This is a genomic window from Hahella sp. NS-SX17 (assembly GCF_057367735.1).
Window position 1 is genome coordinate 3,327,417 of sequence record NZ_CM170632.1, and the last position, 14,791, is coordinate 3,342,207.

Annotated in this window: 15 protein-coding genes; 10 read left to right on the top strand and 5 right to left on the bottom strand. The window is 55.4% G+C overall.

Going from position 1 to position 14,791, the window contains the following annotated elements; translation table 11 throughout:
* Positions 1-352: 352 nt before the first annotated feature.
* The 7 genes from AC2IBB_RS14900 to AC2IBB_RS14930 all read left to right on the top strand — a co-directional run bounded on the left by AC2IBB_RS14900 (position 353) and on the right by AC2IBB_RS14930 (position 6,684).
* A complete protein-coding gene (locus tag AC2IBB_RS14900; RefSeq protein WP_486333621.1) occupies positions 353-1,534 on the top strand; it encodes a serine hydrolase domain-containing protein in 1,182 nt (393 codons plus the stop codon).
* A gap of 30 nt (positions 1,535-1,564) precedes the next feature.
* Positions 1,565-2,503, top strand: coding sequence for a GSCFA domain-containing protein (locus AC2IBB_RS14905; protein ID WP_486333622.1), 939 nt, complete (start codon positions 1,565-1,567; stop codon positions 2,501-2,503).
* Positions 2,500-3,798 (top strand): UDP-N-acetylglucosamine 1-carboxyvinyltransferase, encoded by a 1,299-nt coding sequence (locus tag AC2IBB_RS14910; protein ID WP_486333623.1) that lies wholly within the window; start codon positions 2,500-2,502, stop codon positions 3,796-3,798. The genes AC2IBB_RS14905 and AC2IBB_RS14910 overlap by 4 nt, the downstream gene beginning before the upstream one ends.
* The gene (gene murB, locus AC2IBB_RS14915) at positions 3,798-4,664 is read left to right on the top strand and encodes a UDP-N-acetylmuramate dehydrogenase (RefSeq protein ID WP_486333963.1); all 867 of its coding nucleotides are present in this window, start codon (positions 3,798-3,800) and stop codon (positions 4,662-4,664) included. The genes AC2IBB_RS14910 and murB overlap by 1 nt, the downstream gene beginning before the upstream one ends.
* On the top strand, positions 4,661-5,125 hold the full coding sequence (locus AC2IBB_RS14920; RefSeq protein ID WP_486333624.1) for an NUDIX domain-containing protein: 465 nt from the start codon (positions 4,661-4,663) through the stop codon (positions 5,123-5,125). The genes murB and AC2IBB_RS14920 overlap by 4 nt, the downstream gene beginning before the upstream one ends.
* A 171-nt stretch (positions 5,126-5,296) precedes the next feature.
* Positions 5,297-6,103, top strand: a complete 807-nt coding sequence (locus tag AC2IBB_RS14925) for a class I SAM-dependent methyltransferase (RefSeq protein WP_486333625.1) — start codon at positions 5,297-5,299, stop codon at positions 6,101-6,103.
* Positions 6,104-6,120: 17 nt separating this feature from the next.
* Positions 6,121-6,684, top strand: coding sequence for a protein tyrosine phosphatase (locus AC2IBB_RS14930; protein ID WP_486333626.1), 564 nt, complete (start codon positions 6,121-6,123; stop codon positions 6,682-6,684).
* A gap of 387 nt (positions 6,685-7,071) precedes the next feature.
* Here AC2IBB_RS14930 and AC2IBB_RS14935 read toward each other — a convergent pair whose 3' ends face one another.
* A complete protein-coding gene (locus tag AC2IBB_RS14935; RefSeq protein ID WP_486333627.1) occupies positions 7,072-7,938 on the bottom strand; it encodes a LysR family transcriptional regulator in 867 nt (288 codons plus the stop codon).
* Between the two features lie 101 nt (positions 7,939-8,039).
* On the opposite strand from AC2IBB_RS14935, the gene AC2IBB_RS14940 reads away from it, so the two are divergent.
* Together AC2IBB_RS14940 and AC2IBB_RS14945 are read left to right on the top strand one after the other, a co-directional pair.
* The gene (locus tag AC2IBB_RS14940) at positions 8,040-8,438 is read left to right on the top strand and encodes a DoxX family protein (RefSeq protein ID WP_486333628.1); all 399 of its coding nucleotides are present in this window, start codon (positions 8,040-8,042) and stop codon (positions 8,436-8,438) included.
* Position 8,439: 1 nt separating this feature from the next.
* On the top strand, positions 8,440-9,120 hold the full coding sequence (locus AC2IBB_RS14945) for a glutathione S-transferase family protein (protein ID WP_486333629.1): 681 nt from the start codon (positions 8,440-8,442) through the stop codon (positions 9,118-9,120).
* Positions 9,121-9,137: 17 nt separating this feature from the next.
* Here AC2IBB_RS14945 and AC2IBB_RS14950 read toward each other — a convergent pair whose 3' ends face one another.
* Genes AC2IBB_RS14950 through fepD form a run of 3 tightly spaced genes read right to left on the bottom strand, consistent with a single transcriptional unit; the run spans position 9,138 to position 12,078 of the window.
* Positions 9,138-9,998 (bottom strand): ABC transporter ATP-binding protein, encoded by an 861-nt coding sequence (locus AC2IBB_RS14950; RefSeq protein ID WP_486333630.1) that lies wholly within the window; start codon positions 9,996-9,998, stop codon positions 9,138-9,140.
* Positions 9,995-11,044, bottom strand: a complete 1,050-nt coding sequence (gene fepG, locus AC2IBB_RS14955; protein WP_486333631.1) for an iron-enterobactin ABC transporter permease — start codon at positions 11,042-11,044, stop codon at positions 9,995-9,997. The genes AC2IBB_RS14950 and fepG overlap by 4 nt, the downstream gene beginning before the upstream one ends.
* Positions 11,041-12,078, bottom strand: a complete 1,038-nt coding sequence (fepD, locus tag AC2IBB_RS14960) for a Fe(3+)-siderophore ABC transporter permease (protein ID WP_486333632.1) — start codon at positions 12,076-12,078, stop codon at positions 11,041-11,043. Before fepD ends, fepG begins: the two co-directional genes overlap by 4 nt.
* 146 nt (positions 12,079-12,224) lie before the next feature.
* Between fepD and entS the strand changes: the two genes are divergently transcribed.
* On the top strand, positions 12,225-13,511 hold the full coding sequence (entS, locus tag AC2IBB_RS14965) for an enterobactin transporter EntS (protein WP_486333633.1): 1,287 nt from the start codon (positions 12,225-12,227) through the stop codon (positions 13,509-13,511).
* A gap of 84 nt (positions 13,512-13,595) precedes the next feature.
* Here entS and fepB read toward each other — a convergent pair whose 3' ends face one another.
* Positions 13,596-14,660 (bottom strand): Fe2+-enterobactin ABC transporter substrate-binding protein, encoded by a 1,065-nt coding sequence (gene fepB / locus AC2IBB_RS14970; protein ID WP_486333634.1) that lies wholly within the window; start codon positions 14,658-14,660, stop codon positions 13,596-13,598.
* Positions 14,661-14,791 lie beyond the last annotated feature (131 nt).

A 14,791-nucleotide genomic window follows, 5' to 3' on the forward strand; every position in this document is an offset into this window, starting at 1 on the left:
TATATACAGATGTATATTTTGGTCGGTTAATACTTTCGTATAATTGATGGCGTTACGGTAAAAATATTTTTATAGGTTGTCATTTTTTGGAAGGCTCACGCATTTTAATTGGTTTCTAAAATTTCTATTAAATGCAGGTTTACTATTGACCAGGCGTCCGTAGCGCCAAGTCTTTGTCTGTCACTACAAGGAGGTATGAAATGTCGATTACCAGCTCCTCTTAACTGATTTATTACATTGAATGTAGACGGTCATTCAGTTGTGTCAATTTTCTATTTCAATTAAGCATCCCTGTTGGTGGAAGGTAGAAGGTTGGGCAGGTTATTAAATCAAGTATAGCTGTATATAAATTATGGAAAGCATCTGTATAGATTTAAACGGCAATAAAGTCTTTGGTTATTACGATCCCAAGTTCAGGTCAGTCGCTGAACAATTTATTGAGAACTTCCAGCATCACGGAGAAGTGGGCGCTTCCGCCTGCATTCACTTGCAGGGCGAAGCGGTCCTGACTCTTCACGGCGGCAGTGACGGCATAACGCCGGGGAGCCAGTGGGAGGAAGATACCCTGGTGACCATCTGGTCCTGCACCAAACCGGTAGTGAGTCTTTGCGCAATGCTGTTGATGCAGGATGGGCTGTTGAGGCCGGACCAGCGGGTGACTGACTTTTGGCCTGAGTACGGCAAGAACGGTAAGCACGCCACCACGGTGGAGATGTTTTTAAATCATACCGCCGGAGCGCCGACCATCAACTCCGCTTTGTTGTCCAGCGAATGGGGCGATTGGTCATTGATGACCGAACTGCTGCAAGAGGCGGAACCCTTTTGGAATCCTGGAGATGTGGTCGGTTACCACCCCTATACATTTGGCTGGCTGGTGGGGCGTCTGGTGCGGACGATTTCGGGTATGTCGGTGACAGAGTTCGTGCAAGAACGGATATCAAAACCACTGGGGCTTGATCTCTGGATTGGCGCTCCCGCCAAGGTCAGGCATCGCATCGCCAAGACCCTGTTGGCGGAGGCTCCGGCGGAGTGCGCCTACAGGAAGGCGGCGCGTGACCGTCCCGGCTCGCTGCAGGCGGTTATCGAAAAATACCCCATAGACTTTGTTAACCGCAGCAGCGGATATGAAGCGGAGCTCTGCGCCGCCAATGGCGTCACCAATGCTTTTAACTTATCGAAACTGTTCAGCCTGATGATGGATGACGGAAAGCTGTTAAGCCGGGAATACCTGGCGTTAATGACGTCGGTCTCTTCCGAGACGGAGGAAGACGCTACGTTTCTGACGCCGGCCCGTTATGGGCTGGGTGTGATGAGACGTTTCGGCGAACTGAGCGATCAGGACAAATTCATTATAGGCGACAGCGCGTTTGGGCATGTCGGCGCGGGCGGACATGTCGTGTTTGCAGATCCGGATTGTGATGTCAGCTTTGCCTACACTATGAACAAAATGGGCGGCGAGCTGCACCTGAATCATCGCGGACAAGGTTTGATTAATGCCGTATACCAGAGCATCGGCGGGAACAGGTTTCCCTAAGATGCCGGTTGTTATAATCATGGAGGACTCATGCGCGAATATAGTTCTATATCGTATATTGGAAATAAATGGCCCACTGATTATCAGTCGCCTTACTTAACAAGAAATCCAGAAAAGTGGCTCACTAAAGAGACTCGCCTTTTTGCGATCGGCAGTTGTTTCGCCGTGAACTTTGGGCGCTGGATAACACAGCATGGCGTGCCCATAGTATCCCCGGAATGGGGGTTACATTATAACTCTTCCACGATTAAAGAAGAGTTAAGCAGCGCTGCGGGAAAATCAAAAGCGTCTGTTATATGGAAAGCGTCTACTGACAGTGGCGTCAGGTATTTTGATGCGGGACGCCACCCTGTGGCGGCGAATTCTGAAGAGGAATTAAAGAGTCTAATTACCGCTATAGAAGCGGCGGGGCGTGAAGGCATGATTGAGGCGGACGCTTTTGTCGTCACCCTTGGTCTGTCGGAAGTCTGGGAACAGAAAGTAGGCGATGAGTGGCGTATTTTAAACAGAGCTCCGCTCAGCTCCCTTGATCGTGAAAACTATAACTTTAGAAATCGCTTCCAGACGGCGGAAGAAATTAAAAGTGATCTGCATGCGATTGTGGATTTGATTAACTCTGCGAGCGATTATAAAAGACCTGTTGTCATCACTGTTTCTCCCGTTCCATTAAAAACGACCGGCGCCGGTTTTGACCCGCGTATCGCGAACACACGTTCGAAATCCAATATTGTTGCGGCGGTGCACCAATTTCTGGATGAGATTGAAGAAGAGGGAGGTCATCAAGTGAGTTATTTCCCTGCGTATGAGATGTTTCAATATATCGCCGCCGAAGATAATTGCTGGCAGTCGGACGGAAGGCATGTCACTGCAGAAAAAGTAAACTATGTATGTAAACAGTTTACGAATATATTCGCTCAGGATGAAAAGGAATTCCCCACTATAAAAGGATTTGAGGTGCCTCGTGTATGAATATCCCGTCTATTGCAACGCTTGAAAGCTTTAAGTCTATCAATGAAGAGAGCATCAGCATCAATATCTCTTCCGCTAAAAATTCCATTCTTCCGTTGTTGTTCGCGTCGATTTTGCATGCAGGAAGGACGAGGTTTCTCATAGGGGATGGCGCCACTTTAGTTGATGTGAAAATTGTTATTGAGATCCTAAGGTCTTATGGCGTCGAAGTATCTGTCGAGGACGGCGTGGTCGACATTGACGCAAGCCGCATTGAAGCCAACCAGACCTGCCCGGAGTTGTGCAAGAAAACGAGGTATTCAATCCTGGCGTTGGGAGCGTTGATATCGCGATGCGGCTTTTCTGAAGTCGGTTTGCCCGGCGGGTGCGATCTCAACCGGCCCATAGATTTTCACCTGCAGGCGTTAACGAGTCTGGGCTGTGAAGTCAGCGATTCGGAAGGCGGCGTCAGAGGGAAGAGAGTGCGGCCATCTGAAAATGTGGTCAATTTGCCTTATCCCTCGGTGGGGGCGACGCTGAACGCCATACTGTGCGCCGCCGGCGCGGAGACACGGAGTGGCGAGCCGATCCTGATTCATAACTGCGCCACGGAGCCGGAAATTGATGATGTCATTGCGTATCTGGGTAAGATCGGGATCTCGATCAGACGCAAATGGCGCATGATAGAGGTGGCGTCATCGAACCGGCAGGTGGTCGACATGGTGGAGCACAGACCTATTTACGACCGCATAGAAGCTGGTTCCTATGCGCTGGCGGCGGCGATATTCGGCATTGGCGTACGGCTGAATAACGCGCCGATCAATTTAATGTCGGCGGTGATATCAATCCTGCTTCAACTCGGTTGTAAAGTTAACCGTGACGGCGGCGCATTGATTATCGACGCCAGACAAATAGACAGCGATACCGCCATCAGGTTGTGCACGGAACCCTATCCAGGGTTTCCCACTGACTTGCAGCCCATATTGACGGTGCTGTGCACGACGCTGAATACGGCGGGTGTGATCAGCGATACGGTTATGCCTGAACGCACTCGATTTGTGGACGAGCTGGTCAGGCTGGGGGCGGATATCACCGTCTGTAATTCAGAAATAGTGGTCAAGCCCAAGGGCCGCGAAGATAAAAGTCATTACCCGATCAGCGTAAAGGCGACGGATCTCAGAGGCGGCATGGCGGTCCTGCTTTACGCGCTGAAAAACCGAGTCGCCTGCAATATCGATAATTACGGCTACATCAAGCGGGGGTACTCCAATGTGGAATCCATCATTGAGTCCCTGGGCGGAGGGTTGCAGGTGTGATGCTGCGAAATATCAATCTACTGGCGTATAACACCTACAAAGTGAATGCGACTGCGGAGCTGGTTGCTATACCTGAGAATGAAAACGAGCTGATATCCCATCTGCAGTATATCGGCTCAACGGAGTTCGCCGTGATTGGCGGCGGCAGCAACATCATTTTATCGAAACCTGACTACCGGTTTCCCCTGGTCGTTCTCACGGAGTTCAATCGCTTCATCCGCGTGGAAGGAAATCACATCATAGCGGGCGCCGGCGTTTCGCTGTCGTCGGTGGTGGAAGCCGCCGTCTCCAACGGGCTGTGGGGGCTTGAAAAGCTGATCGGCATACCGGGAACTCTGGGCGGCGCGGTCTACATGAACGCTGGCGCATACGGTCAGGATATCGGTTCGTCAATCGAATGGGTTGAATCTCTGGATACTCGTAACCATAGCTTAATAAGGCGCACGGGAGAGGAGCTGGGCTTTTCGTATCGGCATAGCGATTTTGTGAACTGGAAGCATGAGATCATCTGCTCCGTGAAGATTGCTCTGACTGATAAAGCGCCGGAAGGAGAGAATGGAGACATTCGCTCGGTCTCTTTATCGACGCTGCGAACGCGGCTTGCGAAACTGCCGTATGACCTTCCGAACGCCGGCAGCGTCTTCAAGCGACCTGATTACCAATACCCGGTCGGCAAAATGGTGGAAGACCTGGGAATGAAAGGCCGCTCCGTGAATGGCGCGATGGTTTCCCATATGCATGCGGGTATTATCGTGAATACAGGGTTTGCGACCGGATCGGACATACAGCGCCTGGCCACGGAAATACGTGGCGCGATCAAAAAGAACTATGGCTTGGACATTGAAATGGAACAAATAGTGTTATGAAGTTAATTATTGAGTTGGGACGCCACATCCAAAACCTGGGCCGACGGGCGGTTAGAGCGAAAACGGTTGGCGTGCGGGCGCTGGTGTTCGACTCCGATAACCGCGTCCTTTTGGTCAAGCACACCTATAGAGAGGGGTGGCATACGCCAGGAGGCGCTGTTAATAATGGCGAAACGCCGATCGACGCCGTCCGGAGAGAGGTCCTGGAAGAAACCGGCGTAACGCTCGACGACAATGTCGATCTGTTCGCCGTGTACCTGAATAAATGGCGCAACCTGGATGACTTCCCCATTTTGTATGTGGCTAAGAATCAGGAAGGCGATGTGGCGACCAATGACCGCTATGAAATCGCTGAAGTCGGCTGGTTTCTGCTGGATTCGCTCCCCGAGGATACGACGCAGAAAACGCGACGGAGGATTGAAGAGTACCTAGGGAATCAAGCCGTTTCCAATACTTGGTGATGGATTAACCTGGCGCTGATATGACAGGTTCATAACCCGGCGCACGGATGCGCAGGACCTGTCGTGGCGGACATACAGGTGCGGACAAACATACAGGTTGTAGACATACAGGTTGCGGACAAACAAAAGGAGACTGGTTGTCCGCCGGATTAATTATTCAGGGAGTTTGCGATGGCGGCCGAATATGCCTTGGCGATAGGGAATGACGATGTCGAACGGCTGGATATATTAAATGATATATACAGCGAAATAAGCGAGAAATACATTCGTCATGCGGTCTTTGAGCGTTATCGTCCCAAGACGGTAATGGAGGTAGGGTGTGGGCATGGGCGTCTGCTTTGTTATTGGGCCGGTCTGCTGGCCGGCGAGCAGGGTACGATTACCGGCCTTGATTGTTTTAAGGAGCAGCTCCAGCAGACGGAGAGACGGGTTCAGGGCGAGAAGCTCTCAAACGTGGACCTGATGGAAGCGGATATCAACACCACAGAGATAGAGCGCCGTTTTGACTGTGTTTACGGTCGTTTCGTATTAATGCATCAACCGCATAAACAGAGGTATCTGGAAAAAGTCGCAGGGCTTTTGAATCCTGGCGGAGCGGCTGTTTTTGAGGAGCCTGAAGTGTCCTGCCTGTTCTGCTACCCCTACTTGTCTGAGTTCTATTACGCCAATGAGCTGACGCTTGAGCTGGGCAAAATTAAAGGGGTGAATTATGACTACGGACACCGTCTCCTGAACGATATGCCGGCATCTTTGCAAGTGAGCGATATTCATATCGAGCAACCCGTGCTGAAGAGCGCCAGAGAGAAACTGATCGTGGCGTACTCGTTTAAACAGTTATCCGCGGAGCTAATACACCACAAACTGATCGAACCGGGACAAGCTGAAAAAATCTATAACAAGCTGGTTCAGTTCGCCTCTGATCCTGGTTCTCTGATCGGCTCGCTCAAGTTGTTTCAAGTGACGGCGATTCGCCAGTAATTGATGGGGAATGTGTCATGACGCCAAGAGTTGCGAAGGGCTTTTTAACCATTACCTGCCTCTGGAACGCGGAGCGAAGGGCCAGAGAGTGTTCGGCGACGCATGTGGTGTCTTTGCTGGACCCAGATCTGGATAGTCGCAGCGTTCCCGATTTATCGGGGGTTGTCAGGGAGCACCACATACTCCGGTTATATGATCAGGAGAGAGCGGGGGAGACTCAGCATTTCGACGCTCTGATTGCCGATGCATTGGCTAGATTAAAGCCTGTGACGGAGAACCCTGAAAACCGGCTGGTCATACACTGCCATGCAGGGGTAAGTCGATCCACCGCCTTAGGGTACGGAGTGCTTTCGCTACTTCACGGAGAAGGAAAGGAAGCGGACGCCTTCAACGATCTAACCAATATCACCTGTAAGCCCTGGCCTAACCGGCGCATAGTCGAAGTCATTGACAGTCTGTTGGGGCGCGACGGACGAATGCTCAGCCCTCTGGATGCATACCGGAGTCAGCACCCCTTCAGGTTGCAGAGCTACCGGCGTCTCAATAAAAAACGCGGGATTGTTTCCCGCGTAGAACGTTGATGTCCGCGAGATGTCGATAATCAAATGAGCCGAAAACGACAGGGCCGGGCGTATGTCAGGTCCTGTCTTCCGCTGCTTATATCCCCTGGCTGCTCCAAGTGCTGTCGCCTTATTCCAGGGGCCAGCCCAGGCCTTGGTGGAAAAACGCTGCATTCTAATGCTGGTGGAAGTGGTCAGTTTGACGCCACAACGGCGATGTCTCTGATTAACAGTATTGGCGAAAATACTTTTATTGTCGGAGGCGACTTCAACTGTCAGCCATCTGAACTACCCAGTGGTAGAGCAAGGCGGAGATCATTATCCAGTTGTCACTGAAGTCAGTTAGCTGATTTGATGCTCAGAAATGGAGTTTTCGGCTGGGGCGTCAATCCCGGCTACATTCCAGTCTTAAAAATCCAGACTCCTAAAATAGCTGACAAGCTGCTCCACAACGATTCGTATGCGTTCGGTCTTTTTTAAATCCGGATGGCTCAAGACCCACATGTCGCTGGTTTTTCCGGGCGCAAATTCCGCTAACTCGACCAATCCGCTGCGGCGTTGATCCACTGGTAGAAATGCAATGCCGTGTCCGCTTTCTGCGCAATAGGACATGGCGGTCAGTTCGTTGCACCTTGCTACGATGGTGGTTGCATGATGCTTCTCAAGCCAGGTAAACGCGGGCAGGTTGAGCATGCTTCCCGACGCGCCGATAAGCGGGTAGTCCGCCAGGGTTTCTAATGTTGGCGGCTGCGCGAAGCGCTCCATAAACGACTCCGCGACAAACATCGCCCAGGGGATCGAAGCGACCTTGCGGCCTATCAAGTGATCCGGCGGCGAGCGGGTCGCTCTTACGGCGATGTCGGCGACCCGTGAATTCAAATTGAAATCGTCGTTACTGGAGAGTATCTCGAAAGTGATGTCGGGATAGTCTTGCGCAAGGGGGCGCAATGCCTCCGGCAGGTAACGGTTAGCAATATTGAAGGGAGCGGTAATCTTCACGACGCCGCTAGGTTGAAACTCCCTGCCGACAATCTGGCGTTCGATCTGCTCCGCGCCGTCGCGCATGCGGTTGGCGAACACAAGCATCTTCTCCGCCAATGGCGTCGCGACATAGCCTTTTGAACCGCGCTCAAACAGCTTCCCGCCGATCTCATTCTCCAGCGACTCCATGCGTCTAAACACCGTCGTGTAGTTGACGCCCAATTCTTTCGCCGCCCCGGACATAGATCCTTTATGGGCGACCAGGGCGAGTATCTTCAGAGAATTCCAGTCCATAACTAATGCATTTTTGCAATTCAGGATTTCAAAAATTACAACTGATAACGCATTAATGCAATGAATAGAATGAAAACATCACTATTCACTTGGAGACGCACATGACTATTTCCCGAAACTATGAACTGGCGGCTTTGCTATTGCGCGTGACGCTGGGCGTGGTGTTGATCACCCATAGCCTGTATTTAAAGCTGGTCGTTTTTACCCTGCCGGGCACGGCTGAATTTTTTAGCTCTATCGGCCTGCCGGCATTTCTGGCCTACCTTGTTTTCTTCGTGGAGGCGGTGTCCGGGATTGCGCTTATCGTTGGTTTTCATAGTCAGATCGCCGCCGCCATGGTTGCGCCTATTCTGCTTGGCGCGACATGGGCGCACTGGGACGCGGGCTGGTTGTTTGCAAATGAAGGCGGCGGCTGGGAATACCCACTGGTTTTGGTCTTGATGGCGGCCACCCAGATTTTCCTGGGCAATGGACGTTACGCCATCGCCAAGGAGGTCTGAAATGAATACCGGAAAGATTGAGCTGGTTAGCTTTAAGTTATGTCCTTACGTGCAGCGTTCTGTGATCACACTGCAGGAAAAAGGCGTTGTGTTTAAACGCACGGATATCGATCTGGCGAACAAGCCGGGCTGGTTTCTGGCGCTTTCCCCCACAGGAAAAGTGCCTTTACTCGTGGTAGACAACAAGGACGCTATTTTCGAATCGGCGGTGATTTGCGAATACCTCGATGAAGTCACGGAGGGAAGCCTGCTCCCGGCGGACCCTAAATTACGGGCGCGGCATCGGTCATGGATTGAGTTTGGCTCACAAACCCTGGATGCGATCGGCAGGTATTATTCCGCCCAGGACAAGGAGAGTTTCAGCAAGGCGGAAGAACAGCTTCGGCGTCGATTTGAACGGCTGGAAGACGTGATTGTCGGCCCTTACTTTTCAGGCGCCGACTTCATGATTGTGGACGCTGTTTATGCGCCGGTGTTTCGCTATTTCGACGTGTTTAACTCTTTAATCAACATCGATCTGTTTAAGGGACTGGCGAAGGTCGAAGTCTGGCGCCGGCAGCTGGCCGCCAGACAGTCTGTCATCGACGCGGTGGATGCGGACTTCGCGCAGGCGTTGATAGCCTTTGTCATTCGCAAACAGAGCTATCTTTCGCAACTGCTGCAAGCCGGGGCGAAGGCATAGCGTTTTTCAGAGGTTCCCTAATTGTCTGTAATCGACAGAGCCTGCGCATGTCCCTTGCCTCTGGGTATCACCAGCGGCGTATGGCTCACGGGGTCTTCAATGATCAGGCTGGACAGGCCGAAGACCTCTTCCACCAGCGCTTCGGAAATGATGCTGGCGGGCGGGCCTTCAGCGATGATGGCCCCGTCGCGCATGGCGATGAGGTGAGTGGCGTAGCGGCAGGCGTGGTTAAGATCGTGCAGCACCGCGATGAGGGTGCGGTTGTCTCTGCGGTTCAGAGTGCGAAACAGCTCCAGCAATTCGATCTGATGGGTGATATCCAGATAGGTGGTGGGTTCGTCCAACAGCAATAAAGACGTTTGCTGGGCCAGGGCCATGGCCACCCAGACGCGCTGACGCTGGCCGCCGGAAAGCTCATCCACCATGCGGTCGGCGAGGTCTTCGACGCCGGTACTGATCATGGCTTCGTTTACGGCGTTTTCATCCTCCCGGCTCCAGCGGCGAAAGGCGCTTTGATGAGGATAGCGACCTCGGCCCACCAGATCCCGCACCCGGATGCCTTCCGGCGTGTTGGCGCTTTGCGGCAGCAACCCCAGCTGACGCGCGACCAGTTTGGCGGGATAGCGGTGGATGTCCTGACCGTCGAGCAGTACCTCGCCGGAGACGGGTTTCAGCAGGCGGCAAAGACTGCGCAGCAACGTGGACTTGCCGCATCCATTGGGACCGACGATCACCGTGAACGACCCGTCCGGGATGGCCACACTGAGGTCTGAACTGATAACGCGCTCCTCATAGCCTACCGTCAATCCCTGCGCCTGCAAGCGCGGCGTACGGGGGGGAGGAGGCTCGATATGTAAAGGGGAGGGCTGTCGCGTCATGAGGTTTTCCGTTGTGAGTCGTTGATAAGCAGCCAAGCCAGATAGACGCCGCCCACGCTGATAGTGACGACGCCGACAGGTAACTGGCTGGGGGCGAACAGGTGATGCGCAATCTGATCCGCCGCGAGTAGCAATAATGCTCCCATCCAGGCGGCGTTAAGCAGGCTGATGTCGTTGGCGCCCAGCAAGCGTCGGGTAATCTGCGGCGCCGCCAGCGCGATGAAACTGATGGGGCCGGTGGCGGCGGTGGCGGCGGCGGTCAGCGACACCGCCAGCAGCATGAGCGTCAGACGGGAGCGATTAACCGGTACGCCTAGCGCCTGAGCGGCGTCGTCGCCCATGGCGAGTATGCGTATGCGATGCTGCATCGGGATCGCGGCGGCGATGGCCAACAGGCAAAAAAGCAGGGATGGAGACAGCTTGCTCCAGGTGACGCCATTTAATGAACCCGCTCCCCACAATGCCGCAGACATGGCGGTTTGCAGGCTGGCGCTGATCATGAGCCAGGTGTTGAAGGCGTTGAGCAGGGCGCTGACGGCGATGCCGACAATGATCAGACGAAACCCCTGTGCGCTTCCTCGACGCCAGGCCAGTGCGTAAACCAGCATCGCCGTCGCCAAACCGCCTGACAGCGCCCCGGCGGCGGTCTCGTAGTAGCCGCCTTGAAAGACGCCGATGACCAGCAGCGCGCCGCTATATGCGCCGGTATTGAAACCGACCACGTCCGGGCTGCCTAAAGGGTTACGGAGTAACGACTGGAAAATCGCGCCGCTGACGCCCAGGGCCCCTCCGAGTATTACCGCTGCGGTAACTCGGGGCAGCCGCCACTGCGTCACCACAACCTGTATCTGCTCTTGGGCATTTCCGAATAAGGCCTGCACGACATCGCTGAATGTGAGCGTCAACGTTCCCCAGCCCAGCGCGAGCAGGCTCAATCCCAGACAGGCGGCGCATAAGATGACGCCCAGGCGCAGCGCGCGTTTATTGATGGGCAGACTGATAGCGCTGTCCGCGCCGCCAATCAGAAAATGGTCGACGCGATTCATCTGGCTGCTCCATGCCGGCGACGCGCCAGCCAGATCAGCATTGGAGCGCCAAGGAAGGCGGTGACGATGGAAACGCGCAGTTCGCCTGGGGTAAGAAAGCGCCCCAGAATGTCCGCAGATAATAACAAGCAAGGGGATAGCGTCACTGTAAGCAGGACGATCCAGCGTTGATCCGCTCCCATCAGCCAGCGGGCGATATGAGGTATCATCAGGCCGATAAACGCGATGGGGCCTGCGGCGGCGGTGGCGCCTCCGCACATCAATGTTATCGCCAGGATGGATAAGCCCTGCGCCCACTTTGGATTCGCTCCCAGCGCCGTCGCCAGATCTTCGCCCATGGCGATGGCGTTAAGGGGGCGCGCCAGAATCAGCGCCAGCATAACGCCAGCGACGATGACGGGGGCGACCCACGTCACTGGCTCCAGACTGCGCACGTTCAGTGAACCGGCGCTCCAGTAACGCATGGTGTCGAAGACGGAAGGGTGCAGTAAGGTGACGCCGGATGCGGCTCCAGACATCACCGCGCCAATGGCGACTCCCGCCAGCACAAAGCGCAACGGGTCCATACGCGCGGCTCCGTAGTAGCCGGCGAAAAACACCAGTAGCGTCGTAAGCAGCGCGCCCAGCGCAGCCAGTCCAAGATACCCCTGCTGCGAGTGAACGCCGAAGAACGCCACCCCCAGCACCATCGCGAGTCCGGCGCCAGCGTTGACGCCAAGTATGCCCGGTTCAGCCAGCGGATTGCGGGTCAATGCCTGGATCAGAGCGCCGGAGGCGCCCAGGGCGGCCCCGGCCAACAGACCTAATAGCGTACGGGGTAAGCGGCTATCCAGAACGATGATGGCGTCTGCGCCGTCAGTCACCCCGAGCAGGCTATCCAGAACGATGGGGAAGGGAATCGCCTTCGCTCCCAACATTAAGCTAAGGGCGCTGATGAAGGCCAACAACAGCAGGCTTGTCGTGAATATCGCCCATCGCGCGCGGTAACGAGGCGGTGAAGAGGGGGCGGAAGCGGTGAGGGTGGCGTCGTTCAAATATTCAGCTCAAATGCAAATGAGAATGATTTGTATTAACGATTGGTATACTATCATGCTGCGCCTACGGGTAAAACCACTCCTGCGCGATCCTGCGAATAGAGGCAGGGAAATCACTTCTATTCATCAATTCTTTGGCTGGTGTAATGAGCAAATCATCTATCTTTGTGGACTTCAGTCTGCTCAAAAACAACTCACACTTTCGCGCTGTTTTTGTGGCGCGAATGATGTCGGTATTCGCGCTCGGCATTCTCACCGTCGCCGTTCCGGTTCAGATACACGAGCTGACCGGCTCCACGCTGCAGGTCGGCTTGGCCATGGCTCTGGACAGCGTCGGCATGTTCGTCGGGCTCATGTGCGGCGGCGTTCTGGCGGATCGTTTTGATCGCCGCAAACTCATTCTGACGGCGAGGTTTCTCTGTGGAGCGGGCTTTCTCGCCCTGGCGTTGAATAGCTTTGTCGCGGCGCCGTCGCTGCTGGCGCTCTATGTCGTTTCCGCCTGGGACGGCTTTTTCGGGGCGATGGGCATCACTGCGTTAATGGCGTCAATTCCGACCTTGGTGGGTCGGGAAAATCTGGCCGCCGCCGGCGCCTTGAGCATGCTTACCGTGCGTTTTGGCGCGGTGATGTCGCCGGCGGTGGGCGGTCTGATTATTGTTTCCGCCGACGTGAGCTGGAACTACTTTCTGGCGGGCGTTGGCACCGTCGCAACCTTGCTGCCCCTGGTGCGTTTGCCGTCGCTGAAGCCTGGCGACGGTCCTCCGGGACATCCCTTGCAGGCGCTGAAGGAAGGGTTCCAGTTCTTGTTCGGCCATAAAATCGTGGGCGCAGTCATTCTGGTAGGCACGGCGCAAACCGCCCTGAGCGCCATTCGCGTGCTGTTTCCGGCGTTGGCCGAAGAGGGCTATGGCGGCGGCGCTTTTGAAGTGGGGCTGATGTTTTCCGCCGTCCCCCTGGGCGCCATGCTGGGCGCTTTCACCAGTGGCTGGGTGGGAGGCTGGCGACGCCCCGGCGCCTTAATGCTGAGTACGTTGATTGCGTCCGCATTGGCGGTGGCCTCTCTGGGCGTAGTCGGGCATATCTGGCCTGCTTTGGCGGCGCTGGCGCTGGTCGGTTACCTTGGCTCCATCACCTCTCTGTTGCAGTTCACGCTGGTGCAGGGCCACACGCCGGATCGACTGTTGGGCCGGGTGAACAGCCTGTGGAGCGCGCAGGATGTGGTCGGCGACGGCGTCGGCGCGGTAGGGTTGGGCGCATTGGCCAAGGCGGTGACCTCAGTGCTGGGCGTTTTCTCATTCGGCGTTGCGATCGCCGCGGCGGGGGCGCTGATGTCGGTAGGATTCGGTTCGCTGCGCAGACTGCAATCCGGCGCGGCTGCCGATGAAACTGAAACCATGGCGGGCTATGTTGCGGAAAGTGAAGAGCCCGCCTGATGCTGAGTTTACCCGCTGCGCTGAGCGCAGTGGGTAAAGGGGCAAAGAGAGTCAGAGTCCGCCGATTAGGAGGCGTAACAGGTTTTAAGGGCGGTTCATGAATGACGAGTTAGCGTCAGCGATAGCCGCGGGCGTTTCAGGAAACAGGCTGGCCAGCCGCTGCAGAAGGTTGCTGGCGCTGTAGTAGTCCAGACGAAAGGTGTCCAGGCCCACAGCGTATACCCGGTTGCTCAGAATAGCGGGCGTATGCGCGAGAAACTTGTCCTGATTGATGCGCCGGACGCCGCTCTCATCAGCGGAGAACAGCAGCATGGTGCGGCCCTGGAGTCCGTCGGAGAGATTCTCTCCTGCAAGCTGGACAATGTCTTTGCGCTCGCCCTGCAGGGTTCCTCCCTGGACATGGGAGGGCGGCGTCGCAATTTCAAAGCCCAGCGCTTGCAGCAGCTGGCCTTGTGCGGAATCCGGCGTCCATAGATTGGCGCCGGAGCCATCTTCGTAATACACCAGCGCAGAGACCGGTTGCGGCGGCAGTTGCAGGCGCGTTTTGACGCTGGCGACCTGGGTGTTGAACTCTTCTATGACCGCTTGCGCCTGCTGCTCGCGCCCCGTCGCGGCCCCCAGCGCAGAGGCCAGTTCCTGCCAGCTTTTGTCGTCGTAGTTGAGCACTAACACCGGCGCGAAAAGGCTGAGTTGCTCGTAAAGGGCGAGGGCGGAATCGCCGCCGGTTCCCGCCATGACAATCAGATCCGGCTGTTCGGCGATGATGGCTTCCGCGTCGGGCGCTCCCTGATAAATCGGGCGTACGCCGCGGCGGTGGGCGATATCCCCCCATTGGCGGAAAAATCCCTGCGCATCCGCGACCTCAGTATTGGGTGAAGAGGCGCCGCTGGCCACCACCGGGGCGTCAATGGCCAGCAGAACGCCGGTCAAGGTCACGCTGGTGGAGACGATGCGCTGTGGCGCCTGCTCAATGGTGAGGTCGCCTTGCGAGGTGGATAGCGTTCTCGGCCAGGTCGACGCGTTTTGAACGGTGAGGGCGGGCGCGGCCTGTGTCGACGTGTTGGCGGCGACGTCTCTGTCTGCGCCGCAGGCGGTCAGCAGGCTGGCGCACAGCGTCAGGAAAAGAAACAAAAAGCGATTGTGCAGCATCGTGATATCTCTACCCCTTGGAGTGATTGATTGGGCCCTAAGTCGCGCTGGCGCTGGCTTTGCCTGGATCGTTGACGAAAAGCGGCGCTAACGCGTTGACAGGATGGCGGTCAGAACTCATATAATGTTAA

Bases quoted from the DNA above. Each gene is read 5' to 3' on its own strand.
- AC2IBB_RS14920 (WP_486333624.1), top strand. From the start codon at position 4,661: ATGAAGTTAATTATTGAGTTGGGACGCCACATCCAAAACCTGGGCCGA.
- AC2IBB_RS14950 (WP_486333630.1), bottom strand. From the start codon at position 9,998: ATGACGCGACAGCCCTCCCCTTTACATATCGAGCCTCCTCCCCCCCGT.
- AC2IBB_RS14910 (WP_486333623.1), top strand. From the start codon at position 2,500: ATGAATATCCCGTCTATTGCAACGCTTGAAAGCTTTAAGTCTATCAAT.
- murB (WP_486333963.1), top strand. From the start codon at position 3,798: ATGCTGCGAAATATCAATCTACTGGCGTATAACACCTACAAAGTGAAT.
- AC2IBB_RS14905 (WP_486333622.1), top strand. From the start codon at position 1,565: ATGCGCGAATATAGTTCTATATCGTATATTGGAAATAAATGGCCCACT.
- fepG (WP_486333631.1), bottom strand. From the start codon at position 11,044: ATGAATCGCGTCGACCATTTTCTGATTGGCGGCGCGGACAGCGCTATC.
- AC2IBB_RS14925 (WP_486333625.1), top strand. From the start codon at position 5,297: ATGGCGGCCGAATATGCCTTGGCGATAGGGAATGACGATGTCGAACGG.
- AC2IBB_RS14930 (WP_486333626.1), top strand. From the start codon at position 6,121: ATGACGCCAAGAGTTGCGAAGGGCTTTTTAACCATTACCTGCCTCTGG.
- entS (WP_486333633.1), top strand. From the start codon at position 12,225: ATGAGCAAATCATCTATCTTTGTGGACTTCAGTCTGCTCAAAAACAAC.
- AC2IBB_RS14935 (WP_486333627.1), bottom strand. From the start codon at position 7,938: ATGGACTGGAATTCTCTGAAGATACTCGCCCTGGTCGCCCATAAAGGA.
- AC2IBB_RS14945 (WP_486333629.1), top strand. From the start codon at position 8,440: ATGAATACCGGAAAGATTGAGCTGGTTAGCTTTAAGTTATGTCCTTAC.
- fepB (WP_486333634.1), bottom strand. From the start codon at position 14,660: ATGCTGCACAATCGCTTTTTGTTTCTTTTCCTGACGCTGTGCGCCAGC.
- AC2IBB_RS14940 (WP_486333628.1), top strand. From the start codon at position 8,040: ATGACTATTTCCCGAAACTATGAACTGGCGGCTTTGCTATTGCGCGTG.
- AC2IBB_RS14900 (WP_486333621.1), top strand. From the start codon at position 353: ATGGAAAGCATCTGTATAGATTTAAACGGCAATAAAGTCTTTGGTTAT.